The 22,545-nt window shown below is 49.9% G+C and carries 20 protein-coding genes, 1 tRNA gene and 2 pseudogenes; 12 read left to right on the plus strand and 11 right to left on the minus strand.

The window, feature by feature from the left end:
- Positions 1-7: 7 nt before the first annotated feature.
- On the minus strand, positions 8-1,528 hold the full coding sequence (locus tag SU32_RS14930; RefSeq protein WP_054000182.1) for an ATP-binding protein: 1,521 nt from the start codon (positions 1,526-1,528) through the stop codon (positions 8-10).
- A 452-nt stretch (positions 1,529-1,980) separates the two neighbouring features.
- Here SU32_RS14930 and SU32_RS14940 point away from each other — a divergent pair, with 452 nt between their 5' ends.
- The 4 genes from SU32_RS14940 to SU32_RS14955 all read left to right on the plus strand — a co-directional run bounded on the left by SU32_RS14940 (position 1,981) and on the right by SU32_RS14955 (position 7,040).
- Entirely contained in the window at positions 1,981-3,597 is a 1,617-nt protein-coding gene (locus SU32_RS14940) for a mechanosensitive ion channel family protein (RefSeq protein ID WP_054000184.1), read from the plus strand.
- Between the two features lie 301 nt (positions 3,598-3,898).
- Entirely contained in the window at positions 3,899-4,837 is a 939-nt protein-coding gene (locus tag SU32_RS14945) for a PRC-barrel domain-containing protein (RefSeq protein ID WP_054000185.1), read from the plus strand.
- Positions 4,838-5,406: 569 nt separating this feature from the next.
- Positions 5,407-5,763: a hypothetical protein gene (locus SU32_RS14950; protein WP_054000186.1), complete on the plus strand. Its 357-nt coding sequence runs from the start codon at positions 5,407-5,409 to the stop codon at positions 5,761-5,763.
- Complete coding sequence (locus tag SU32_RS14955) at positions 5,760-7,040, plus strand: relaxase/mobilization nuclease domain-containing protein (RefSeq protein ID WP_054000187.1); 1,281 nt, start codon at positions 5,760-5,762, stop codon at positions 7,038-7,040. The genes SU32_RS14950 and SU32_RS14955 overlap by 4 nt, the downstream gene beginning before the upstream one ends.
- Before the next feature lie 24 nt (positions 7,041-7,064).
- On the opposite strand, the gene SU32_RS14960 is transcribed toward SU32_RS14955, so the two are convergent.
- The 5 genes and pseudogenes from SU32_RS14960 to SU32_RS14980 all read right to left on the minus strand — a co-directional run.
- The gene (locus tag SU32_RS14960; RefSeq protein WP_054000188.1) at positions 7,065-7,367 is read right to left on the minus strand and encodes a type II toxin-antitoxin system RelE/ParE family toxin; all 303 of its coding nucleotides are present in this window, start codon (positions 7,365-7,367) and stop codon (positions 7,065-7,067) included.
- Complete coding sequence (locus SU32_RS14965) at positions 7,364-7,636, minus strand: type II toxin-antitoxin system ParD family antitoxin (protein ID WP_054000189.1); 273 nt, start codon at positions 7,634-7,636, stop codon at positions 7,364-7,366. The genes SU32_RS14960 and SU32_RS14965 overlap by 4 nt, the downstream gene beginning before the upstream one ends.
- A 41-nt stretch (positions 7,637-7,677) precedes the next feature.
- Entirely contained in the window at positions 7,678-8,196 is a 519-nt protein-coding gene (locus tag SU32_RS14970) for a GIY-YIG nuclease family protein (protein WP_054000190.1), read from the minus strand.
- Positions 8,193-8,624 carry a hypothetical protein gene (locus tag SU32_RS17555; RefSeq protein WP_201454972.1) on the minus strand — a complete coding sequence of 144 codons (432 nt, stop codon included), beginning with the start codon at positions 8,622-8,624 and terminating at the stop codon, positions 8,193-8,195. Before SU32_RS17555 ends, SU32_RS14970 begins: the two co-directional genes overlap by 4 nt.
- Before the next feature lie 564 nt (positions 8,625-9,188).
- Positions 9,189-9,910 (minus strand): annotated as a pseudogene (locus tag SU32_RS14980) (transposase); the annotation flags it as partial.
- 42 nt (positions 9,911-9,952) lie between these two features.
- On the opposite strand from SU32_RS14980, the pseudogene SU32_RS14985 reads away from it, so the two are divergent.
- The 5 genes and pseudogenes from SU32_RS14985 to SU32_RS15000 form a co-directional block, all read left to right on the plus strand.
- Positions 9,953-10,297, plus strand: a pseudogene (locus SU32_RS14985) (DUF3560 domain-containing protein); the annotation flags it as partial.
- A 13-nt stretch (positions 10,298-10,310) separates the two neighbouring features.
- Positions 10,311-10,439 (plus strand): hypothetical protein, encoded by a 129-nt coding sequence (locus tag SU32_RS17610; protein ID WP_281175898.1) that lies wholly within the window; start codon positions 10,311-10,313, stop codon positions 10,437-10,439.
- A gap of 655 nt (positions 10,440-11,094) precedes the next feature.
- Positions 11,095-11,967, plus strand: coding sequence for an ImuA family protein (locus SU32_RS17335; RefSeq protein WP_054000192.1), 873 nt, complete (start codon positions 11,095-11,097; stop codon positions 11,965-11,967).
- A complete protein-coding gene (locus SU32_RS14995; RefSeq protein WP_160316316.1) occupies positions 11,864-13,522 on the plus strand; it encodes a Y-family DNA polymerase in 1,659 nt (552 codons plus the stop codon). Before SU32_RS17335 ends, SU32_RS14995 begins: the two co-directional genes overlap by 104 nt.
- A 2-nt stretch (positions 13,523-13,524) precedes the next feature.
- A complete protein-coding gene (locus tag SU32_RS15000) occupies positions 13,525-17,121 on the plus strand; it encodes an error-prone DNA polymerase (protein ID WP_082376812.1) in 3,597 nt (1,198 codons plus the stop codon).
- Between the two features lie 387 nt (positions 17,122-17,508).
- Here SU32_RS15000 and SU32_RS15005 read toward each other — a convergent pair.
- A tRNA-Leu gene (locus SU32_RS15005) sits at positions 17,509-17,593 on the minus strand.
- A gap of 160 nt (positions 17,594-17,753) precedes the next feature.
- Here SU32_RS15005 and SU32_RS15010 point away from each other — a divergent pair.
- Positions 17,754-18,389 carry an exopolysaccharide biosynthesis protein gene (locus tag SU32_RS15010; RefSeq protein WP_054000194.1) on the plus strand — a complete coding sequence of 212 codons (636 nt, stop codon included), beginning with the start codon at positions 17,754-17,756 and terminating at the stop codon, positions 18,387-18,389.
- 30 nt (positions 18,390-18,419) lie between these two features.
- A complete protein-coding gene (locus SU32_RS15015) occupies positions 18,420-18,938 on the plus strand; it encodes a disulfide bond formation protein B (protein ID WP_054000195.1) in 519 nt (172 codons plus the stop codon).
- 9 nt (positions 18,939-18,947) lie between these two features.
- Here SU32_RS15015 and SU32_RS15020 read toward each other — a convergent pair whose 3' ends face one another.
- Both SU32_RS15020 and SU32_RS15025 read right to left on the minus strand, forming a co-directional pair.
- Positions 18,948-19,505 (minus strand): HNH endonuclease, encoded by a 558-nt coding sequence (locus SU32_RS15020; protein ID WP_054000196.1) that lies wholly within the window; start codon positions 19,503-19,505, stop codon positions 18,948-18,950.
- A gap of 137 nt (positions 19,506-19,642) precedes the next feature.
- On the minus strand, positions 19,643-20,281 hold the full coding sequence (locus tag SU32_RS15025) for a DNA-3-methyladenine glycosylase family protein (RefSeq protein ID WP_054000208.1): 639 nt from the start codon (positions 20,279-20,281) through the stop codon (positions 19,643-19,645).
- An 83-nt stretch (positions 20,282-20,364) separates the two neighbouring features.
- On the opposite strand from SU32_RS15025, the gene gluQRS reads away from it, so the two are divergent.
- Positions 20,365-21,243: a tRNA glutamyl-Q(34) synthetase GluQRS gene (gene gluQRS / locus SU32_RS15030; RefSeq protein ID WP_054000197.1), complete on the plus strand. Its 879-nt coding sequence runs from the start codon at positions 20,365-20,367 to the stop codon at positions 21,241-21,243.
- Here gluQRS and SU32_RS15035 read toward each other — a convergent pair.
- Both SU32_RS15035 and SU32_RS15040 read right to left on the minus strand, forming a co-directional pair.
- Positions 21,240-21,533, minus strand: a complete 294-nt coding sequence (locus tag SU32_RS15035) for a hypothetical protein (protein WP_054000198.1) — start codon at positions 21,531-21,533, stop codon at positions 21,240-21,242. The genes gluQRS and SU32_RS15035 overlap by 4 nt on opposite strands.
- Positions 21,534-21,604: 71 nt before the next feature.
- A complete protein-coding gene (locus SU32_RS15040; RefSeq protein WP_054000199.1) occupies positions 21,605-22,480 on the minus strand; it encodes a YihY/virulence factor BrkB family protein in 876 nt (291 codons plus the stop codon).
- Positions 22,481-22,545 lie beyond the last annotated feature (65 nt).

The following is a 22,545-nucleotide window of genomic DNA, read 5'->3' on the forward strand; positions in this document are numbered from 1 at the left end:
AACATTGCTATTCGGCGGCTTCAGCGCTTGGCGAAGCCGCATCTGGGGCATCAGGAGACCCTGGCGCTGTTTCCGAACCAAGTTCGGGAATGCCGACAATACGTTTACCCGACTGGTCAGCATGGATTATGATTAAACCTTGCTCTTCTAAATAGTCCAGCAGCCTACGCGCACGCCGCGCCGAATAGGTGCCATAAGCGCGGGCAATTCGCTCATCGGAAGGGCAGGGAGCATTCTTGACTGCAGCATAGGCGAGCATCAAAAAAACAGCTTTTAGATCATCTGTCACCAAAGAGGACATGGTAAGCGCAGTTCCCCAGGCTTCGGTGTCTTGTGTGTCGGCGTCTACTCCGGAACGTGCAATGGCAGCGCGGCGACGAAACTCGCTCAGCGCCATTGGCGAGCCGGACAGGCGGCGCATACGAAGCCGAACCAGAAAATCCTGATAAAGCGCTGAGTCTGTACGGTAGCCCGACTGCGGGTCGGACAGTATTTCCTCCAGAACGCTGGAGACATTGGCTTCGCGCTCTTCTGCAGACATTTCAGGGGTACTTGAATGATCATTCCTTGGCAGAGGAGCATCGCTGAGCGGAGTGGCTCGGGACAGCTCGGCCAAAATATCTGTTTTTGGTCGGGGCGCGGGTCGTGTGCGTTGTTGAGGAAGCTGTTTGAACTCTTCCGGATCCGGTGTGAAAATCAGATCTTCCACATTTTCGGTGGCCTCAGGCATCGGCATTAATTTGGGGCTGGATGAGCGCGCCTGTGTTTCCACCTTGCCAATTGCGATTGGTCTCGGCCGGCGGGACAAGGCTGGACCAAGCCCGACAAAATTTCCCCGTTTTAGATCGCGAAACATTTCTGCCTGACGCCGGTCCATGCCCAGAAGATCAGCCGCACGCGCCATATCAATATCAAGAAATGTACGCCCCATTAAAAAGTTGGAAGCCTCCGCTGCAACATTTTTGGCAAGCTTTGCCAGACGCTGCGTCGCAATAACACCTGCCAACCCGCGTTTACGGCCCCGGCACATCAGATTTGTCATTGCCCCCAATGACATTTTTCGTGTGCCTTCGGAGACTTCGCCGCCTACCGAAGGGGCAAATAATTGAGCTTCATCGACAACGACAAGAACGGGATACCAATAGTCATGTTCGGCATCGAACAGGGTGTTGAGAAAAGTCGCCGCAGAGCGCATTTGTTCTTCAACGTCCAGTCCCTCAAGCGAGAGAACACATGATACACGGTGCCGCCGAATACGGCTGGCAATGCCAGCAAGTTCGCCTTCGGTGCGATCTCCTTCTACAACCAGATGGCCGTATTTTTCCGACAATGTCACAAAGTCGCCTTCTGGATCGATGACCACCTGCTGCACCCATTGAGAGGACTGCTCAAGCAAACGTCGTAGCAGATGGGACTTCCCCGAACCGGAATTACCCTGCACCAAAAGACGGGTCGCCAGCAGTTCCTCAATATCAAGGTTGGCCGGGGTTCCATCTTTCAAGTTCCCCATTTCAACTGCGACCTGCACTTCTACGCGACCTCATATACTGATTTGAAAACGGAATATCTGCTGAGCGCAAGATAGACCCGATGCATAACAAGATTATCTGTATGCTGCTGCCCGGGATCGTTGAAATACACAGATTTAAAATTGAGGAGGCTAGGGATTTTTTGCCGAGCAGCGGTAGGCTTTTGGTAGGAAACAGGAAGGAAACTATACTGCCGATACCGACGATATCTTTTGAATTTAGATTTTTGACTAAAGTGCCCTACATTTCAAAATACCATCTGGTTTAAATTTTAAAGTCGCTTGTAGAGAAATTTTAGTTCTTCAATTCCGGTAGCTAAAAATACGCTGCCTCCGCTGCGTGATTTTTTGGCAAAGTTGGTAGGCTTCGTTGTAACATCCCATCAAGGATAAGGCTAATGACAGCTATGAAGATGTTAATTCAGGCGTGCAGATTAATCATTTGCGTCTGCATGCTGCTCAGTTCCTTCGCCCTATTACCAGCGCAGGGGCAAGATGGTGAAAGTGGTGCCAACACATTTGCGTTCGAGGAAAAGACAATCAATGAGGGGTTGCCCGCCGTTACCTCGCCTTTGCGGCTCGATACGCCCAGAGCTACCATCGAAACATTTCTTGATGCGGTGCGCCAGGATGATTTTTTAAGAGCTGGCCGCGCATTAAATTTGAATGCAATTCCAGTTGAAGAGCAAGCCAAGCGGGCACCGGAACTTGCGTTGCAGATGGCGTTTATTTTGCGGCGTCATGACTTGATCGTCTGGGATGATCTACCCGATCAGCCAGATGCGCGGGTGCTTCCAGGCTTACAGCAATCATCAAGTCCTTACAGCCGACGGTCTGTTGAGCTCGGTGTTGTCAATGTGGACGGACGGCCTGTGCCTATAAGTCTTCAACGTTTTATGTCGCCTGACAGTGAGGCCGTATGGCTGTTCTCTCCGTTTGCGGTCAAAAGAGTGCCTGATCTTTATGGTGAGACGGAGCACGATTTCCTTAGCCGTTGGTATCCACTTCGCGACCGTGTCGATATGCTCGGAAAACCGTCCGTTCTGGAGTGGACGGCTGCGGCGATCCTCTTATTGCTGGCGTTGCTTTTCTGGTTTTCACTCGCATATATCGTGCGCGCTATTATCCGCAAATTGCCATTGCGATATTGGAGCACGGCAAGAAGAATTACAATCCCGTTTGCAACAATAATAACGGCCTTGCTGTTTCGTATCTGCCTGACAGAATTTGTGATATTAACGGGCCCCGTCGCTTCATGGCTGGATATAGCATCAGAAGCTATCGGGCTGGTCGCTGGGGCATGGCTGGTTGTTCAATTATCTTCAACTTTAAGCCTCGCCTTAAGCCAGAAATATGTTGTGCCGCTGGGTGTCGATGATCCGGAAAACCGGCGTTTTAAGACAACAATGTATGTGGTGCGCAGACTGGCTTTAGTGGCCGTGGCACTTTTAAGTATCGGTTACATTCTGCTGCGGGTTGAAATTTTTGAGTCCTTTGGAATTTCTGTGCTGGCTTCAGCGGGTGCTTTGGGTGTTCTGGTTGCGATCGCAGCCCGCCCATTGCTTGGAAATATGGTATCAGGCTTGCAGATTGCCCTGACAGACCCCGTCCGTATTGGCGATGTTGTCGTATATGATGACCAGTGGGCCACTGTTGAAGATATTTCATTTGCTCACACGGTACTTCGAACGCTCACCGAAACCCGCCTCATCGTTCCTCATAGTGATTTTCTATCCCGGCCTTTCGAGAACTGGTCAAAGGATGGAGAAGAGGTGCGCCGCATCGTGAAAATTCCTGTCGATTATAGGATTGATGTCGAAAAGATCAGGCAAAAAGTCGAAGAGATTGTCGAGGCGGACCCCCGTTCAACAGAACAGCCACCCGAGGTTGAGGTGGTCGAGTTAACTGAAGAAGTGGCGATTTTATGGGTATGGGTATCCGGCACAACAGCTTTGACTTCATGGTATTTGCATAATGAGGTACGCGAAAAGCTGGTGGCCTATATTCGGGAACTTGAAGGCGGCGCTTACTTACCTCGCCGGCGTCATTTGGTCGTGGGGCAGGAATGAGGCACCAAGTTCGATTTCGGGGTAATTTATAAGTCTATTTCTTCAATTCCAAATCCGAATTCCGGGATTGAAAATAGAAAATCAGTAGCGTCTTCTTATTCGCGATTTGCAGCAGAGTTGGCACGTTTGGCTGATGTCGCTCCAATTGTGCGATCAATACCGAGTCGCTCGAACCCGGCATCCTCGCAATTTTAGATATCGTTGGAACCAACTGGGACGTTGCTCGTTAAGCAGTTGGATAGCAGGTCCATGACTGGGGCCGCCAAAAAACACTTCAACCAATCTGAAGGGAGAAATAACAATGAAAAAGATTATTGCAGCAACGGCAGCAAGCTTGATGCTTTCAACAGCAGCATTCGCAGAGAGCCAGACAGGAAGCTTTTCGATGTATGAAGCCGAGCAAAGCGGCGATATTTATGCATCTAACTTCATCGGTATGCGCGTATACTCTGCAGAAAAAGATTATGATTCACTGACTGCCGAAACACGCATTGAAGCTGGCGCGGAAACAGAATGGGACGATATCGGCGAAGTAAACGATGTTATTCTGGGAACTGATGGACAGGTTAAAGCAGTAATTTTGGGTGTTGGCGGTTTTATTGGTCTTGGTGAAAAGGATGTGGCTGTCAATATGGACAGCTTGAAACTTGTTGCAGAGAAAGATGATGAAGATGACTTTTTCATTGTTGTAAATACTACTAAGCAACAGTTGACGGAAGCGCCGGAATATTCTCGTCTATCTGAAAGCGAAATGGCGGAAGCCAACAGCAACGACGATGCCGCAATGGAGCAAACTGCAGAATCCGTTGAGCAAAAACCTGCTGAGCAGGAGAAAATGGCCGCTAATTCTGAGATGAAAACTGAAGAGCCGGTTGCAACCCAAGAAACTGCAGTGGTTGAAGAACGACCTGGCACGCCATTTGTAGCGCCTAACATTGAGCGTGAAGGTTACGAAACTGCTCGCGTCGATGAGCTAACGACCGAAGACCTTACAGGCGCACGCATTTATGGCGTTAATGATGAAGATATCGGTGAAATCGATAAGCTCATCATGGGTGATAGTAAGGAACTTAAGCAAGCGATCTTGGATGTTGGTGGCTTTTTGGGAATTGGCGAACACCGCGTCGCAGTCTCAATGGATGAGCTACGCATTATCCGCAATGCCGAAGGCGGCGATGTGCGTGTCTATCTTGATGCTTCCCAGGAAGAGCTTGAAGCGCAGCCTGAATATAACGGATAATCTCAGGGCGGTTTCTGAGAATACCAAACGCAATGAACGCGGCCTTGACGGTCGCGTTTTTTGCACGCGGGCATTTATTATGCATTTGCAGTCGGCAGTGTTGCAATCAAACCAACGCCGCTAGCCCATAAAGTTACAAAGCCAGCGCCAACAATTTGAACAACCTTCTCTCAATTTTGAGGTTCGAAGGCTTCTGCACAAGAAGCTGCGATCTGGTAGCTTCCTAATTGTTTTTATCGCGGCCATAAGCACCTGTCATTCGCGCTAATTTTTTATTGAGATGATGCCGTTGATTTATTCACGGGATCTACCCTAGGCGGAATAAAAGAGCGGTAGTAATCAGTTTAAATTGGTGGAAATAGAAATATTGGTGCGCTTGGACAGCGACACATCGAACGAACTTATTGAAATTTTAGAAGACTGGAAAACTGTTTTGTCAAACGCTGGTGTGACACCTCAAGACTTGCGAGGGCCAAAACCATGAGCGGCGTTTGCCCTTAAAAACTAAGCCTTTTGCCATACGTTTGAGTGATGCTTAACGCGCCGAGCTTGAACGCCGCGCTGGTGAGATGGCGCTTGGCACATATATCAAAGCCGCTTTGTTTGCCGATCATGATGATCGCAGGCAGCGCGGTGCGCGTGCGCCTGTCAAAGATCATGCGGCGCTAGGACGAGTGTTGGCCTGTCTTGGACAATCGCGTCTTGGCGAAAGCATGCAGCAGCTCTCTCATGCTTCAAAGAGCGGTACGCTCTATATTGATGATGATGTGCCAAAGGCGATTGAACAAGCCTGTGAAGATATCATGGTGATGCGCTTGCTATTAATGCGGGCGGTGGGCTTTCAAATGCCTGATGATAAAGAGTTGCCTCAATCCGTATCGGACTTGTTTGCTGATGCTGCTCGTGTTGACGGTGACACGTCATGATCTTGAAAGGCTCACAGCGCAGCGGTGCAAAGAACCTGTCCGAACATTTGATGAATGACAAAGACAATGATCATGTAACACTCTATGAGCTACGTGGATTCGTTGGACGTAATTTACATGAGGCATTGGCCGAAGCGCATGCGATCTCCAAAGGCACAAAGTGTCAGCAATATATGTTCTCGCTGAGCTTCAATCCGCCCAAGGATCAAAATGCAAGCGAGCAAGATTTATTGGATGCCATTGAGCGGGCAGAAAGAGCAGTCGGCTTGGATAATCAACCACGGGCCATCGTCTTTCATGAAAAAGTGGGGCGGCGACACGCCCATGTTGTTTGGTCACGCATTGATGCCAATACCATGACAGCAATCAATCTGCCGCACTTTAAAAACCGATTGATGAGTTTATCGCGTGAACTCTATTTAGAGCATGGTTGGGATTTGCCCGATGGGCTGCGCTGTGATGGTGGCCGGTCACCGCTCAACTTTACTTTGGCAGAATGGCAACAAGCCAAACGGCTTAAACTTGATCCGCGTGAGATCAAACGAAGCTTTATCGAAGCATGGCAGCAATCCGATAGTGTCAAAGCCTTTCAGAATGCGCTGGAAGAACGGGGCTACTTTCTAGCCAAGGGTGATCGACGTGGCTTTGTAGCGCTCAACATTGAGGGCGAAGTGTTTTCTGTCGCGCGGATGGTCGGTGTTAAAACAAAAGAGGTCAAAGCCAAGCTCGGCACACCAGAACAACTCGATGGCGTGGATGACACACGCAAGCGCATTCAATCCAAAGTAAACGATAAGCTGCATGGCTTTATTGATGATGTGGATCGCAAACGCCAACAGGATTTTGAGCCACTCAATCAACAGCGTCAAGCAATGGTGAGCGCGCACCGCGATGAGCGAACCAAACTCAAGTCTGGTCAACAAGCACGCGAGAAACGCGAAGCCGCAGAACGATCCCTGCGATTGAACAAAGGGCTGCGTGGTCTTTGGGATAAGGTCACAGGCCAATCATCCAAAGTCAAAACACAAAACGAGCGCGAAGCGTGGGACGCCGCCAAGCGCGATCAGCAGCAACGCGATGATCTGGTCAAAGCGCAGATGGTTGAGCGGCGTAAGCTTCAAATCCAAATTGAGAAGCTGCGCCGCAAACATGCACAGGACCGCAGACTACTGGCGCGGGAGATATTGCAAACGATGCGGATGGCGCAGCAGTCAGAGCGCATGCAGGCAATGGAGCGGCAACGCGAACAAACCCGCTATCGCGGGCCGAGTTTGTAAAATTACTCTGGAAGCACTCATTGCTTAATCAAACGCATCTTCCCAATTTTGACCGCCATAGAAAATGCGCAAAATTGTAATGATGCTATCTGACACGATAAATGCAATTGTCAGTCGTTTTTCAAATCCAACGATGCGCAAACCTGAACGGATATCATCGCGTGATTGACCACGCTTCGATGCAAAGTCAAAGTCCTCGCAATAGGTCTCAATGCGTTCAATATACCCCATTGCAATGGCAGGACTGGCTTTGTCGCTTATCCAATTATAAAGCGCAAACAGGTCGCCTCGGGCTTCGGGCGAAAATTCAACAGTTCGTTGTATCACGCGCTGCCTTCGGCTTTTTCATTATGATGGGCGCGGATTTCATCAAACACGGATTTGGCAGGAATGCCACGTGATGGGTCTTGCATCATCGCATCATAGGCAGGCGCAACCTGTTGGTGTAGCCAGTTTTCAACGGCGCGGTCACGTTCTTGCAACGCCCGAAGTCCTGCACGGACAACTTCGCTTACAGATGCGTAATCGCCAGAATTCACTTTCTGGTCAATATAGGTGGCGTGTTCATCGGGCAAACTGATAGTTCTTTTATCCATAAAATCATCCTTTCAATATCCAATATATCAGAAAGTATGATTTATTCATACCTAATTATCTTTGACTGCCAATAACGGAATTTCGTCAGGCATCTAATCACTCGCTTTATGCTGGTTTGGCTGTTTTTCCGTAGAAAACGGGATTTAACAATCCTCTCTCGACTTTGCTCAAGTGTGAATTCAGACATGCCTGTACCATTCATCATATAAGTGAAGTTTATAGAGTTAGAATTTATGTCTTGATCGTCTAATGCACGAAATTCATCCAAAAAATATTCAAAGAACTCATCGTTCCCGAAATCATACCATTCACTTTGTTTCCAGAATTGGGCCAAACCAATATGAATAGAATTTTCTTTTTCTCGATGATTCCAAAATGGCTTGATCCCAATAATCCTCATATCAGGTATCCAAGTCTTTGCTTCTTTTATGCGTTTTCTAGGGTTGATGGATCTTCCAATTTTTAGCATTTCAGTATGCTGGATAACATAAATAAAACCGGGATCGATTGGTTGAACATAAAAATTGCTCAGTGATTTAGATGGGATAAATTGGATCACGTCAAAGCCTTAATTGATGCAACGTACCATTCAGCATACGCTGGTGATGCATTTTTCAATTCTTCGTGTGGATCAATCTCATGGATCTCGAAGTCCGGAGGCATTAAAAATTTTATTTCACGACGTAAAAGACACCCGACTACGTAGTCATATCCAATGTCGTGATCCTCTTGAAAATTGATTGCATAAAGGCCGAAGTGTTTTTGAATAAGCGGATCTAGAACAGAATAAATAAACTGCAGTGACAGCCATATAAAACTTTGATCATCTTCAGCCGCACAAAAATGCTGAATTGAGTTTCTTGTCTCTTTCATCGGTTGATAAATATCAGGGCAAGGAATAGTTTCACCCGTTGCAGCCCACATAACTTTGGGTAGCTTGTCGAAGTCATGCGTCCTGCCTTTTCTTACTAAATCTTCAAAGCTCATTTATTCATTTTTGTCACTTAGGTTAAAAAAATCTTTGAAAATCAATAATGGTTGCACTTTTGCAATTACTGCTTTTAGGTAAAGTTCTCCCGCGTGTGCACTATTAACGACAGACATAAATCCCTAATGTGTATTTCCCGGACCAAAAAAACTGCGTGATGGCTTGCTTGCGCTAGAGCACCAGTAGCATAATGCAAAATCTGATTGGGGATGTTCGACAAAGCCTTATGCATTTTTACCGTTTTCTAGTTGTGTTGTTGTACAGTCCTAAGTCGATCAAAGAAATCTGGCTGTTTTCCGCTAAGCTCAGCCAATATTTTGTCTTTTGTTTTTGATGAACGAAACATTTGATAATGAGATACAATTATTATTTCCGCAGACGGCTGCTACAAGGTTGATTGCTTCATCAACAACGTCTTGGTTATTAAATTTAGACGTTGCTCGATAATCAGACTGGGAAATCAGTAACCGGAAGTGTATAATACGAACCTGTCCGTCGTCAGAGATTTCTGAACAGATTACAGCTTAGGTTAAGCGAGTATCTGGCTTATCTGTTTGTTGAGTTTAAGCGGCTTGCTTACGGTATTGCAAGCGGCGTTCGTTGATCGTGTTTTGTTTGATCCTTTCACGTTGTTGCAGGATTTCGTCGCCGCGTCCGAAGCAGACATCGGCGGGGGTTAGGTTCTGCAGGCTTTCATGGTACCGCTTATGATTGCAATAGCCGATGAACCTGACGATCTGGCCTTTCAGATCGCCGGAGAGGAATTAGTTTTCCAGCAGGATACGGTTCTTGAGGGTTTGATGCCATCTCTCGATCTTGCCCTAGGTTTGTGGATGGTAGGGTGCGCCACGAACATGATCCATGCCGTTGTCGTCGAGCCATTCAGCTAGTTCGGTGGCAATGTAACTGGAGCCATTATCCGACAGTAGTCTTGGTCGGTGACGGACATTGACCTGACACAGCCGGAGGCCTGCAAGACGAGTTGTAGAATGTCTGTGACATCACTGGCCTGCATCGTGGTGCACAACTTCCATGCGATGACGTAGCGGCTGTAGTCGTCCAAGATGGTTGACAGATAGAACCATTCCCAGCCAATGACCTTGAGATAGGTGAAGTCCGTCTGCCACAGTTGATTGGGCGCTGTGGTCTTGTCTTGATACTCATCAGCAGCCTTGATCACCACAAAGGCGGGGCTGGTGATGAGGTCGTGAGTCTTCAATAGCCGGTAGACACTGGCTTCCGACAGGAAGTAACGCTTGGCGTCAGTGAAACTGAAAGCCAACTCTGTCCATTAGGCGCTGACGGGAAACAGGATGCGCAGGCATCGAAAAGAGAAAATGAGGCAAGCGCGTTTCGTAAGGCCGCGCAAATTATTTCGGAACGCTTTGCCTATGGTCAACCGATCTTGTCCGGTCAACATTCTGAAAGCAAGGCGCGTAAAGATCATGACCGCATGACCAATAATGACAATAAGGCGGCGAAGGCACAAAAGGCCGTTGGATATTGGCTTTATAGTGCTGAAGGTGTTGAGCGTCATGCGAACCGCAAGAATAGCCCAAAGGTTCGAGCAGGGCGCATTAAAGCGCTTTTAACAGAATTGCGCGACCTGCAACGCCGGTTAAACTTTGCGCATAAGTTTCTTGATGTTTGGCGCAACAGCGCGAACCGATGAGGCAATAAATTTTGTGTTAGGCTGGACTCAATATGGCGGCTATAAGTTGTTTAATGCGGTCAACGCCGGTGAAATGTCACCAGAAAAGGCAAGAGAAGCGGCGATTAAATCAGCGCGTAACGTCATCAAAGTGACAATCTGAGCCGGTGGATCAACCATGTTCTAAACCGCCTATCATATGAGCGCGAATTATTGGGGCCGGTTGCGCGTAGCTTTTCCCTCGCCTCGCGTGGATCGATTTTCAGTTCTTTGCAAAGCTGCTTCAGCGTGATGATTTCTATGGTCGTGGGTTGTCTCCTTCTGGTTGGACATGCCAATCGATAAGACAGCCACAGAAGATGTGTCAGGGATAGCCCCAGACAGTCTTTAGCTTTTCTCAATTTGCTGCTATCATTTGCTTTCAGGCGAAAGACGCATTCGTGCTGGGGCTGGGTTAGGTTTGATTTTAACCGATGTCTTTTCGCGTCCTGACGAACAAACACATAGAAAATCTTGGTGCCAGAAGTCGAAACTCTGACATGCAAGCCTTGCACCTTGGCATCACGAACCTCATAGCAGCTTGATTGCTGCAAACTTTAACGCTTCGATTAATTTGGTTGTGAGTGTCTTTTTCATGCACCCGTAATAAGACACCCAACATCCGCGTGTCAGGGTATGGTTTGGGGCAAGGTGAAAAGAATTCTTTGGTCCGAGTTTAGGATTTTTTGCAATACGGCAGACCCATTTCCCATTTTCAATAAAAGACTCGCAATGAGAACAAAATAAGAACATAATCACATTCCGATTACGGAGATGAGATGAGTTCCAGTTCTTTCAAACAGCTTTATCTGGCCGGTGGCATGAATGAGAGGCGGCGTAAGTCGTCGCTCAGTGTTGCCTGCGCGAATGATCTGGAAAGCACCCAAGACAGTTCGCAGCAACAGACGCCTTGGAAGCTGGGTATCGAGCGAATTGACGAATTTTTGCCCTCATTCGGCCTCTCGCAATCAGGGCTCCATGAGATTGCACCGCTCAAAACGAGTGACATGCCCTGTTTGACCGGTTTTGTTTTCGGGCTTTTATCTCGGTTGCAAACAGACAAACCTATTATCTGGTGCATCACAGCCAGTCAGATCGGCGATTATGGGCACCCTTATGCGTTCGGCTTGTCACGTTTTGCTGTTTCTCCGGCGCAGATCATTTTTGCCAAGGTCACCAAAGACAAATCCTTGCCTTTTGCGATGGAAGAGGCGCTCAAGACTGATGGTGTCGGCGCTGTTATTGGAGAAGGGCCGAGGCCGTGCTTTACCGGTTCGCGCCGTCTGTCGCTGCTTTGCAAAACACATCAAACGCCGTGTCTGTCCATGACAACAGATAGCCATGCCAGCAATGGCTCTTCCGCTCTAACCCGCTGGCAGGTCGCCCCGCAGCATGGCGTGGAAGACCCGCGTGACCCTTACGGACCGGGCTTACCGACTTGGGCTGTTGCATTGCCACGAGTGCGCTACGGCAGAACCATGCCTGCGCTGGACGATCAAAACGTTACACAAAACAAAAAAACCAACTACCCATGGAGGATTGTATGGGATGACCAGACGCTTTCTTTTAGTGAGGCTTCCGTTTTTTCCAGTCGAGCGCTTTTTGAAAGTTCAGCGCCAAACCGCGAACCGCCAAAAGCCTTGGTGGGATGAAAACACCAATACGAAAAAAGAAGAAACAAACAAAGGTCCGCTTGTTCTTGTTACACATGGTGCCAAGGGAACGCGCATCTCTGCGCTTGGGCCAGACGGTCTTGCTGAAGGTCTGTGGACCGACATGAAGCTCAATGATGCGCGCGCCATGCTGCCTGATCTGCAAGTCAGAAATCATGATGTGGTCGCCGACCGGCTTTTGCATAATCGCCTTGGCCTGTGGATGCTGCGCTATAGCCCAAGCGTTGCCTTGCAGGGCGAAGACGGTTTTGTGCTGAATATAACCGGCTGTGCGCATTTGTTCGGCGGTGAAGTGGCGATGGCGCACGATATTCAAAGTCGATTTTCTGCGATGGGTTTTACCTGTCGTCTTGCTTTTGCCGATACGGTGGGTGCTGCGCTTGCGCTTGTTTCGTATGGTGCAGATGATGTTCATATTCTGCCACGACAACACAACCCGAATAGCCTCGACAATTTGCCGGTTGAAGCCCTGCGGCTGAATGATGAAACCGTCACGCTTCTCAAACGATTGGGCTTGAAGTTGATTGGAGACGTGCGCTGCCTGCCACGGTCCGCGTTGGAACGCCGGTTTCGCGCTTCCAAGAAATCTGAGACCAAAACCAAGATCACTGGATTGACACAAGCGGTGCAGTGGCGACTTGACCAGCTGACAGGCAGCATTACCGAGCCGCTTGATTACATCACCGAACCACAGGCTTTTCGTGCCACAAAGCAATGTCCGGCTTTGGCTTTGGAAACCGGCGCTGTGGAAATTGCGCTGGATGAACTGCTGCCGTCGCTTTGCGAGCAATTGCGCACTGCTGGCATGAGTGCAAGACGGTTTCGACTTACAGGATACCGCGCCGATGGCGGTATGAGTTCCGTGTCAGCTCGTCTGTCCGCACCTGCCAACAAGCCTGAAAACATCAAACGTCTCTTCAAGGACAAATATGAGCGGATAGATTGCGGGTTTGGCATTGATCTTTTTGTGTTGGAAGGCTTGCTGGTCAGCCCGGTTTCAGAAGTGCAGCCCGATATGGAGGCACCGGACAATGCAGCCCTTGCCACTTCATCACTGGCCGGTTTTGCTGATGTTGTGACGAACCAATCAGCGCAGGACAGTGTTGTGCGCTTGGTCCCAAATGAAAGCTATGTGCCGGAGCGCGCCCAAAGACAGGCGCCGGTCAACATCATTGCGGATTGGGATGCGTGGAAATCTGTGCAACCCAACTGGGCGCTACGCCCTTTGCGTCTATTCATAAGACCGGAACCGGCGCAAGTGACGGCAGAATTGCCAGACAGCCCGCCGATGCAGTTCGTCTGGCGCAAGCGACTTCGCAAAGTTGTGCGATCACGCGGGCCGGAACGCATTTTGCCGGAATGGTGGAAGGACAATTTCAAGACCAAGCGGAGCGCGGCATTTCGTGATTATTACGATGTCGAAGACGCAGATGGGCTTCGATACTGGCTGTTCCGCTCAATAAAGGACGAGCCAACCGAAGACGGTGATGAGATGGTGCGCACCATCAACTGGTTTGTGCATGGGCTTTTTTAGCTATGAGTAGACCGCCCGAAAATCCACCCATTGCCTTTAAACGATCCGACACAATATCTGTGCCAAAATCGGCATCGAATGCGCCCGCCTATGCCGAATTGCAGTGTATGACCAATTTTTCGTTTCTGCGCGGCGCATCGCATCCCGGTGAGATGGTTATTCAAGCCAAAGCCTTGGGACACACAGCCATTGGCATAGCTGACAGTAACACATTGGCGGGAATGGTACGTGCGCATTCTCAGGCTAAGAAAGAGGGCATTCAACTGCTGGTCGGTAGCCGCATCGACTTGGCCGATGGCCTGTCTTGTCTTGTGTATCCGACCGATCGTGCGGCCTATGGGCGGCTATGCAAACTATTGTCCGACGGCAAGAGGTCTGCACCCAAAGGCGAATGCCATATTGAACTCTCCGATCTTGCAGGCTGTGCCAAGGGCCAGATTTTGATCGTTCCGCCGCCTGATGACTTTGATGCACGATATGACGATCTGACAACCATGGTGGGTCAGCTTAACGCGGCCAAACCGGCAGGCATCTGGCTAGCCATGCACTGGTTGTTCCATGGTGATGACCGCAAACGTATGCGTGCCATTGCCGCCTTTGGCAAAGCATGTGATGTCCCACTGGTTGCGACCAACGCGCCCCTGTATCACGCGACCGAGCGCCGCGAATTGCAGGATGTTGTCACTTGTATCCGCGAAGGCAGAAAAATTCATGAGGCCGGGTTTTTACTGGAAGCCAATGCCGAGCGTCATCTGAAAACACCGCAGGAAATGGCTCGGCTCTTTAAGGACTATCCCGAAGCGTTAGTGGCAACGCAGGAGATCGTCGCGCTCTGCAAGTTCTCTATGGATGAACTCAAATACAACTATCCCAACGAACCGGTGCCACCCGGCAAGACGGCGCAGCAACATCTGGAGGACTTGGTTGCCGATGGACTATCAGCGCGCTTTTCTGGCTCTGTGCCGGACAAGGTGCAAAAGCTGATCGATAAGGAATTGGCGTTGATTGATGAACTCAAATACGCCCATTATTTCCTGACCGTCCATGACATTGTCGCTTGGGCCAAAGATCAGGACATTTTATGTCAGGGGCGTGGCTCCGCTGCCAATTCTGCCGTTTGCTACTATCTTGGTGTGACCGCCGTTGACCCGATGCAATCCTCGCTTCTGTTTGAGCGTTTCTTGTCCAAGGAGCGAAAAGAGCCGCCCGACATTGATGTCGATTTCGAGCATGAGCGCCGTGAGGAAGTCATCCAATATGTCTATGAACGTTATGGGCGTGCGCGTGCTGCCATAGCCGCCACCGTTATTACCTATCGTCCCCGCTCAGCGGTGCGCGAAGTCGGCAAGGTCATGGGGCTATCCGAGGATGTGACCAGCGCGCTGGCGTCTACCGTTTGGGGGTCATGGGGCAAGGACATACCCGAAGACCAGATACGTGAGGCCGGTCTGGATATTGCCGACCCGCTTCTGCAAGCCACCATGAATCTGACACAGCAATTGCTCGGTTTTCCGCGTCATCTTTCACAGCATGTCGGTGGCTTTGTGCTGACCGAAGACCCGCTTGAAGAACTCGTGCCTATCGGCAATGCGGCGATGGACGAGCGCACATTCATCGAATGGGACAAAGATGACATTGACGAACTCGGCATTTTGAAAGTCGATGTGCTGGCGCTCGGAATGCTCACCTGCATCGCCAAATCTTTTGCGGAGATCAAACAACACTATGGCCTGACCTACAATTTGGCGACCATTAAACAGGAGGACGATCAGGTTTATGAGATGATACAACGCGCCGATACGCTTGGCGTGTTCCAGATCGAAAGCCGGGCACAAATGAACATGCTGCCGCGTCTGAAACCAAAAAACTTTTATGATCTTGTGATTGAAGTGGCGATTGTGCGCCCCGGACCCATTCAGGGCGATATGGTTCATCCCTATTTGAAGCGCCGCGATGGTATTGAGCCGGTTGTCTATCCGTATCCAAAGAATAAGCCCGAACGCAAAGATGAGCTCTACAACATATTAAACCGCACATTAGGCGTGCCGCTTTTTCAGGAACAGGCCATGCAGATCGCCATTGATGCAGCTGAGTTTTCACCGGAAGAAGCCAACAAGCTGCGCCGTGCGATGGCAACCTTCCGCAATGTCGGCACCATCCATCTGTTACAAGAAAAGATGGTCAGCCGGATGATTGCCCGTGGCTACGATCCTATCTTTGCCGACAACTGTTTTGAGCAGATCAAAGGCTTCGGTTCCTACGGCTTTCCTGAAAGTCATGCGGCCAGCTTTGCGCAACTTGTCTATGTATCCTGCTGGATAAAGCACTATTTCCCCGACGTGTTTTGTGCCGCGCTATTGAATTCGCAACCCATGGGCTTTTATGCCCCTGCGCAGATCGTGCGTGATGCGCGCGAACACAGCGTTGAGATTTTACCTATCGACATCAATCACAGCTATTGGGACAACACGCTGGAAAGCGAGTGCGAGGACGGGCGCTATGCCGTGCGTCTCGGCTTCAGGCAGGTGTCCGGCCTGTCAGAAGATGTGATGACCGCATTTACTATTCGCCGCAAATGCCATCTTTCATCACCGGATGAAGCACGGCGTTTGACTGGCTTGACCATCGCCAATCTTGAAAGGCTGGCCTCTGCCGATGCCATGCGCTCAATGGGTCTGGACCGCCGCGAGGCGTTGTGGGCTGTGCGTGGTATGGGCAGTGATGATCAGATGCCGTTGTTTGATGCGGCGGATACAACCTCTCTGGGTGAAGACCCGAGCGTGCAGTTGCCACAAATGCCATTGCGTGAGCATGTTGTGGCCGACTACCAGACACACCGCCTGTCGCTCAAAGCCCATCCCATGCAGTTACTGAGGCCCATTTATAGGCGCGGCATCAAAAGCAATGACCCGAAGCATGCATGGCGCAAACCCAAACGCACAGTTCTTGCAAAAGAGCTATTCCAGACACGCGACCGAACATGGGTGACAGTCGCAGGTGTTGTTCTCGTGCGCCAGAAACCGGCAACGGCCAAAGGTGTAGTCTTCATCACGCTGGAAGATGAAACCGGCACCGTCAACATTGTCTGCTGGTCAAAACTGATGACAAAATACCGACGCACAATCATGGCTGCGCGTCTGATGGCCGTGCGCGGACAAGTGCAGCGTGAAGGCGATGTCATCCATGTGGTTGCCCATGAATTGATCGACCGCACCCATGATCTTGATACGCTGTCAGATGATGAGTTCGAGTTGCAGTTCGCCAATGCCGACCACGTGAAATCACCACTTCCGGAAACAACGTCCGCACACCGGAAACTATCACGCATGGCAGCGCGGGGCGAAACGGCAGAGAGCGATGTGGCGAATTTTGACGACAAATCCCGCCGCAATCCCGGCGCGTCGGGTTTTGGGAAAGCGAAGAATGCGGACATTATCCCGTTGTCCAACGCCGATGAAGTCAAAAACCCGCAGGATGACCGGCGCGGTCTACCGGTTCTTGTCAATGAATGCCACAAGCCGCGCAAACCTGCCGTCGTCAATCAGGGCCGCCACCCGCGCAATGTACGCATCATCCCCAAAAGTAGGGATTTTCATTGATGCCTCATTTAACAGGCAACTTGTTTATGAAACCTCGCCGGGTGTCATATGGGTTCTCAAATGATTGATCTGCATTGCGCCCACATAAAACACTATGCAGAAAAATGGCTCTTTCAACTCCATGAATTTCAAACACTTTGCAGACCAATTGAGATAATTTGCGCCTAGACATAGCGCCATTTAGACTCAATCATAATCCGCGTGTTGGGGGTTCAAGTCCCTCTGTCGCTACTGCCCTTAACAATGAACCCGGGTTAATTCGACTTGTTTAGCCTATACATTTACTAAACCAGACTTATGAACGGAGTTGCAAAGGTGGACTGATGGGTGGCTTTCCCAGCGCCCTTGTCTTTATTGCATTGAAAAATTAACAGAAATTACGATGAATGGTGCCCCCCGCCGGAATCGAACCGGCACTCCCGAAGGAACGGGATTTTGAATCCCGCGCGTCTACCAATTCCACCAGAGGGGCACATAAATCGGCATTGACAGCGCGCTTCCTACGCCTGACATGTTTGCACGTCAAGCATTAAACCGGATTTCCGTAACAGGTTTGTGCGCTGTCAACGCAGTATTATTGTTTGTGCTGTATGAGCACGCCATATTCGGCATAACGATGATAGAGGATCACCATGTACACACAGAGCGAACCGCGCGGCGCGTTCGATAAAATCGAACATGTTCTGCTTTCCAAAAGCGCTTTGCCTGAAGGCGGTCACGCGGCGCATATTTCACTTGGTGATCTAAGCGATGGCATGGAAGAGCGTGCTTTCGGGCTATTGCTTTTGCTTCTGGCTCTGCCGTGCGGACTGCCATTTGTTTACGGGTTGCCGCAGCTTGTGGCTTTGCCGATGCTTGTGCTGGTTTATCAAATGGCCAGCGGCCGCCGTTCGCCTTGGTTGCCTGAAACGCTTCGAAAGCGAAAACTGCCGGTTCAATCCTTTTTAAAACTGGTGGCCAATACGCGGCGCTATGCAGGGTGGCTTGAACGGCTTGCCCATGCACGTCTGATTTCGATGACCAGTCCGCGCGGCATGCGTCTTGTTGGCGCGTTGCTGCTTATTCCATGTGCGTCTATTCTGGTTCCGTTGCCATTGACCAATACGGTGCCCGGCATCGCGGTGGCGGTGGCAGCCGCAGGTTTGATTGAACGCGATGGTGTTTTCGTCGGGCTGGGTATTGTGGGTGGCCTGATCTGGGTTGCGCTGTTGGTGATTGGCGGGCCTGCACTCGTATATTTTGTTATTGACTGGTTGCTTATTCGCTGAAATGACACGGGCTGAAACGGAGCTTTTTGAATGCTGAAAGAAAGTGTAGGACGTGCGCAGGTTATAGGAAGCGCATTTATGGCCGCTGCCATGGCCGCCGTGGTGGGCACTGCCATTGGATTTGAGCGTATTGGCGGTTACATTCCGTGCAAGCTGTGTCTTGAACAGCGCATCCCCTATTATGTCGGTGTGCCGATTGCACTTATCGGCCTTGTTGCGGCTATTATGAAATGGCCGGGTGTTATTTCCCGTATCGCCCTAATCATTGTCGGGTTGCTGATGGCCTACAGCCTGTATCTGGGCGTTTTTCACAGCGGGGTTGAATGGGGCTGGTGGCCGGGACCGCTTGATTGCAGCACAAGTTCGACGAGCGGTCTGACGACTGACGCAAGTGATTTGCTAGGCGCAATTGACGTGCAGAAGCCGCCAAGTTGCGACGAAGCCGCAGGGCGCTTTCTCGGTCTTTCCTTTGCCGGATGGAACGTGATCGCAAGCTTTGTTTTGGCGCTTGTCGCGTTTAAAGCAGCCTTTGCCAAAAATAATGGCTGATAAAAGCTTTTAGGGCTCCAGTTCGACATCCCAATAAAGATAATCCATCCAGCTCTCATGCAGATAGTTGGGCGGAAACTTCCGGCCATTATTGTGCAGATTATGAACCGTCGGCTGATAGGGCATCGTGCGTGGATGCATGTCTGTTTTTGATGGCATCCGACCGCCTTTGCGCAAATTGCATGGCGAGCAGGCGGTAATGATGTTCTGCCAAGTCGTTTGCCCGCCAAAGCGGCGCGGTATGAGATGATCAAAAGTCAGATCATTCGGGCTTCCGCAATATTGGCATTGAAATTCATCGCGTAGAAAAACGTTAAAGCGGGTAAAGGCTGGATAAAGCGCGGGCTTCACATAGTCTTTCAGGCTTATAACGCTTGGCAGTTTCATGGATGAGGATGGTGAATGTACCGCATGTTCATATTCGGCGACAATGTTCACGCGATCCAGAAAAACGGCTTTAATGGCTTCCTGCCATGACCAAATAGACAGCGGATAATAACTCAGCGGCCTAAAATCTGCATTGAGCACCAAAGCGGGCAATGCCTCCGGCTTAACCGCGATTGTCAATTTTCGACCCTCATCGTTTTCCGTTCTTTACACAGCTTATACTAAGCGGGTTATGACAGGAATGTGAAGCGTTTGGTTTTTAGGGCTGAAAATAGTCTAAGTCATTGTTTTGTAATGGATATACGTGTTTTCTCACGTTAAGGCATTGCAGCCCTGCCTTTTTTAACGGCGTAAAAGGCCCATAAAAGCCGGGCGGCAACACCGCGCCAGGGTGCCCATGATTCGGCCATGGCACGCAGCTCTTTGTCAGTGGGGCGCTGCTCAAGCCCGTAAGCATCGGCTGCGGCTTGCTGCAAAGCCAGATCGCCGGCGGGCAAAATATCGCGGTGGCCAACAGCAAACAGCAAATAGACTTCGGCGGTCCACGGACCAATCCCTTTTATTGCGACAAGCTTTTCCATCGCGTCTGCCGCTGTCATGGCGGACAATTCATCCAGTGTGATTTCGCCGCGTTCTATCGATTGGCATAAGGCTAGAAATGTGCGCTGTTTGGGACGCGACAGGCCGATCTTTATCCAGACCTCTTCCCCAAGCTCGAGATAGCGCTCAGCGGTCAACGGTACCACAAGCTCCTGCATACGGCCGAAAATGGCTTCGGCACTTTGTTTGGAAACCTGCTGCGAAATAATAATGGAGGCGAGGCTTGCAAAGCCCGGAGTCGTGCGTCTGAGGGGGACATCCGGTGTTTGTGCAATTACCGATCTTAGAACCGGACAACAGCCAGCCAAAGCCGAAAGCCCTGTTTGAATGCCCTTTTCATTTTCAATCGTATTCATTGTCATAATTATCAGGGCCTTATTATTGCGATCTTGCACATTGAGTTGAAAAGCCGATAGGCATTGCGGTGAAGGAACTTTGCATGGCTTTAAAAACATCACCACCCGTTTTCCGGTTTGCACCGAGCCCCAACGGCTTATTGCATCTGGGCCATGCTTATTCAGCGCTATTGAATTTCGATACAGCCAAAGCTTTGGGCGGGCGCTTTCTTCTTCGTATTGAAGATACAGATCTTACGCGGGCAAGACCGGAGTTCGAACAGGCCATTTTTGATGATCTGCAATGGCTGGGTATTAAATGGGAAGAGCCGGTGCGCCGGCAATCCGATCATTTTGCGGACTATCAATCCGCGATGGGTAAACTTGAGGCAGAAGGGATCGTTTATCGTTCTTATCTGACGCGGTCCGACATCAAGCGCATTGTTGAAGCTTATGAGGCCAAAGGGTGTCTATGGCCCCGTGATCCTGACGGCGCGCCGCATTTTCCGGGCCGTCAACATGAGGAGCAGAATGCGCATGATGGCGATAGCTATACTGTGCGGCTGGATATTGACGCGGCTTTGCGCAAAGTGGGTCGAAATTTGTTCTGGCAAGAGGCATCTGACAACCACTTTTCAAAGGTGACAAATGTGATGGCCGAACCGGCTAAGTGGAGTGATATCATTCTGGTGCGGCGTGATGCGCCTGCCAGTTATAATTTGGCTGTTGTGATTGATGATGCGATACAAGGCGTCACACATATTGTGCGCGGCAAAGATATATATGAGGCGACATCTGTTCAACGGCTGCTTCAAGAACTGCTTGGCCTGCCTCAACCAGCATATTACCACCATTCTTTGATATGTGATGATAACGGGCGCAAGCTTTCAAAGAGCCGAGATGATACAAGCTTGGCAAGTCTGCGCGCGGGCGGCGCAACGCCTGATGATATCCGCGCGCTTGTCGGTCTGACGGGCGGTTAGAAGCCGAATTTGTTGAGCGTTACCTTTAAGGTTGCGAGCGCGGCTAAGAAGAAAAACCCGCCGGATATGCCGGAAATTGCGATAAAGGCCGTATCACGGGTGAAACTTGTAAAACTGTCACCCAAGTAAAAGCCCAAAAAGGCACCGGCAATAAGAATCATCATATTGCCGACCGTACCGAACCCTGTGCTTTCAAGCACAGCGTTCATGGCAGAACCAACGAAAAATGCGGCAATTGCAACAGCAAGGCCAACGACAAGAAGTGTTTGAGTATCGAGATTATTGAGCATGAGATAAATCCTCACTTTGCAAAATTATCTCATGTTTTCTTTAAACACGGCCTAATAAAGCATTCGGCATTTTACCCGTTTCGTTGATGTTTTGGTCGGGGTGGATGGTTTTTCAGATAAAGCGTTGCCGCATTGATCTGGCCGCCAAAGATGAAGATTGCTGCCAGAATATAGAGAAAAACGAGCGCGATCATAATCGATGCCAGACCGGCATAGGTTGAGGCATAATTGGCAAAACTGTCGAGATACAGGGCAAATGAATAACCGGCCAAAGTCCATGTTATCATTGTAAATATAATGCCCGGTGCAAGAGACTTTATGCGTCTTTTCCTGTTGGGAAGCCACTTATGCGCAATGGTCACGCCCGTCATAATCAACAATAACACGACACCAAATCTTAGAAAGCCGCTGGGGAGGCTGACCTGCTTTGTCCAAGGTAAAAAGCCGACTAGCTCTTCTGCAAACGTTACCAGAAGCGGCGCAAGGATCAGGAGGAAACTAATGATCAACATTCCTACGGTTGCTGCCAGAACCATGGAAATGCTTTGCAGGCGCAGGAGGAAATAATTGCGTGTTTCAGTGACACGGTACGCTCGGTTTAGTGCGACGCGCAGCGCCTCGACGCCATTTGATGCAAAGAACGCCGCTGCGATCGCAGACAAGGTCAGCAAGCCGCCGCGCTGCACGGTAAGGACATTGTGAACTTCTTTAGCAAGCGGCTCGGCAATGGATGCGGGCCACGTGTCGAATATCAGTTCTATAGCGGTCTCCGAAAACTGATCCGCACCAAGAAAGGTCGCGAGCGCGGTTGCAAAGATAAGAAACGGAAATAATGCGAGGATTGTCGACAGGGCGACGTGACTTGCCAGTGCCCAGCCATCGCTGTCGTTAAAGTTTTTAACAGCATCAACTACAATGCGTTTTATTTTGATGATTGATGACTTCATAAAAGGTTTAGATGCGCCTGCTGTTTGTGTTTCTTACCATTTCAGATATTGCACAAATTGGCTTT

It is taken from the genome of Ahrensia marina (assembly GCF_001293565.1).
GTDB classification, from domain to species: domain Bacteria; phylum Pseudomonadota; class Alphaproteobacteria; order Rhizobiales; family Rhizobiaceae; genus Ahrensia; species Ahrensia marina.

Bases quoted from the DNA above. Each gene is read 5' to 3' on its own strand.
- SU32_RS14940 (WP_054000184.1), top strand. From the start codon at position 1,981: ATGCTGCTCAGTTCCTTCGCCCTATTACCAGCGCAGGGGCAAGATGGT.
- SU32_RS14945 (WP_054000185.1), top strand. From the start codon at position 3,899: ATGAAAAAGATTATTGCAGCAACGGCAGCAAGCTTGATGCTTTCAACA.
- SU32_RS14950 (WP_054000186.1), top strand. From the start codon at position 5,407: ATGGCGCTTGGCACATATATCAAAGCCGCTTTGTTTGCCGATCATGAT.
- SU32_RS14955 (WP_054000187.1), top strand. From the start codon at position 5,760: ATGATCTTGAAAGGCTCACAGCGCAGCGGTGCAAAGAACCTGTCCGAA.
- SU32_RS14965 (WP_054000189.1), bottom strand. From the start codon at position 7,636: ATGGATAAAAGAACTATCAGTTTGCCCGATGAACACGCCACCTATATT.
- SU32_RS17555 (WP_201454972.1), bottom strand. From the start codon at position 8,624: ATGAGCTTTGAAGATTTAGTAAGAAAAGGCAGGACGCATGACTTCGAC.
- SU32_RS17335 (WP_054000192.1), top strand. From the start codon at position 11,095: ATGAGTTCCAGTTCTTTCAAACAGCTTTATCTGGCCGGTGGCATGAAT.
- SU32_RS14995 (WP_160316316.1), top strand. From the start codon at position 11,864: ATGACCAGACGCTTTCTTTTAGTGAGGCTTCCGTTTTTTCCAGTCGAG.
- SU32_RS15000 (WP_082376812.1), top strand. From the start codon at position 13,525: ATGAGTAGACCGCCCGAAAATCCACCCATTGCCTTTAAACGATCCGAC.
- SU32_RS15010 (WP_054000194.1), top strand. From the start codon at position 17,754: ATGTACACACAGAGCGAACCGCGCGGCGCGTTCGATAAAATCGAACAT.
- SU32_RS15015 (WP_054000195.1), top strand. From the start codon at position 18,420: ATGCTGAAAGAAAGTGTAGGACGTGCGCAGGTTATAGGAAGCGCATTT.
- SU32_RS15025 (WP_054000208.1), bottom strand. From the start codon at position 20,281: ATGAATACGATTGAAAATGAAAAGGGCATTCAAACAGGGCTTTCGGCT.
- gluQRS (WP_054000197.1), top strand. From the start codon at position 20,365: ATGGCTTTAAAAACATCACCACCCGTTTTCCGGTTTGCACCGAGCCCC.
- SU32_RS15035 (WP_054000198.1), bottom strand. From the start codon at position 21,533: ATGCTCAATAATCTCGATACTCAAACACTTCTTGTCGTTGGCCTTGCT.
- SU32_RS15040 (WP_054000199.1), bottom strand. From the start codon at position 22,480: ATGAAGTCATCAATCATCAAAATAAAACGCATTGTAGTTGATGCTGTT.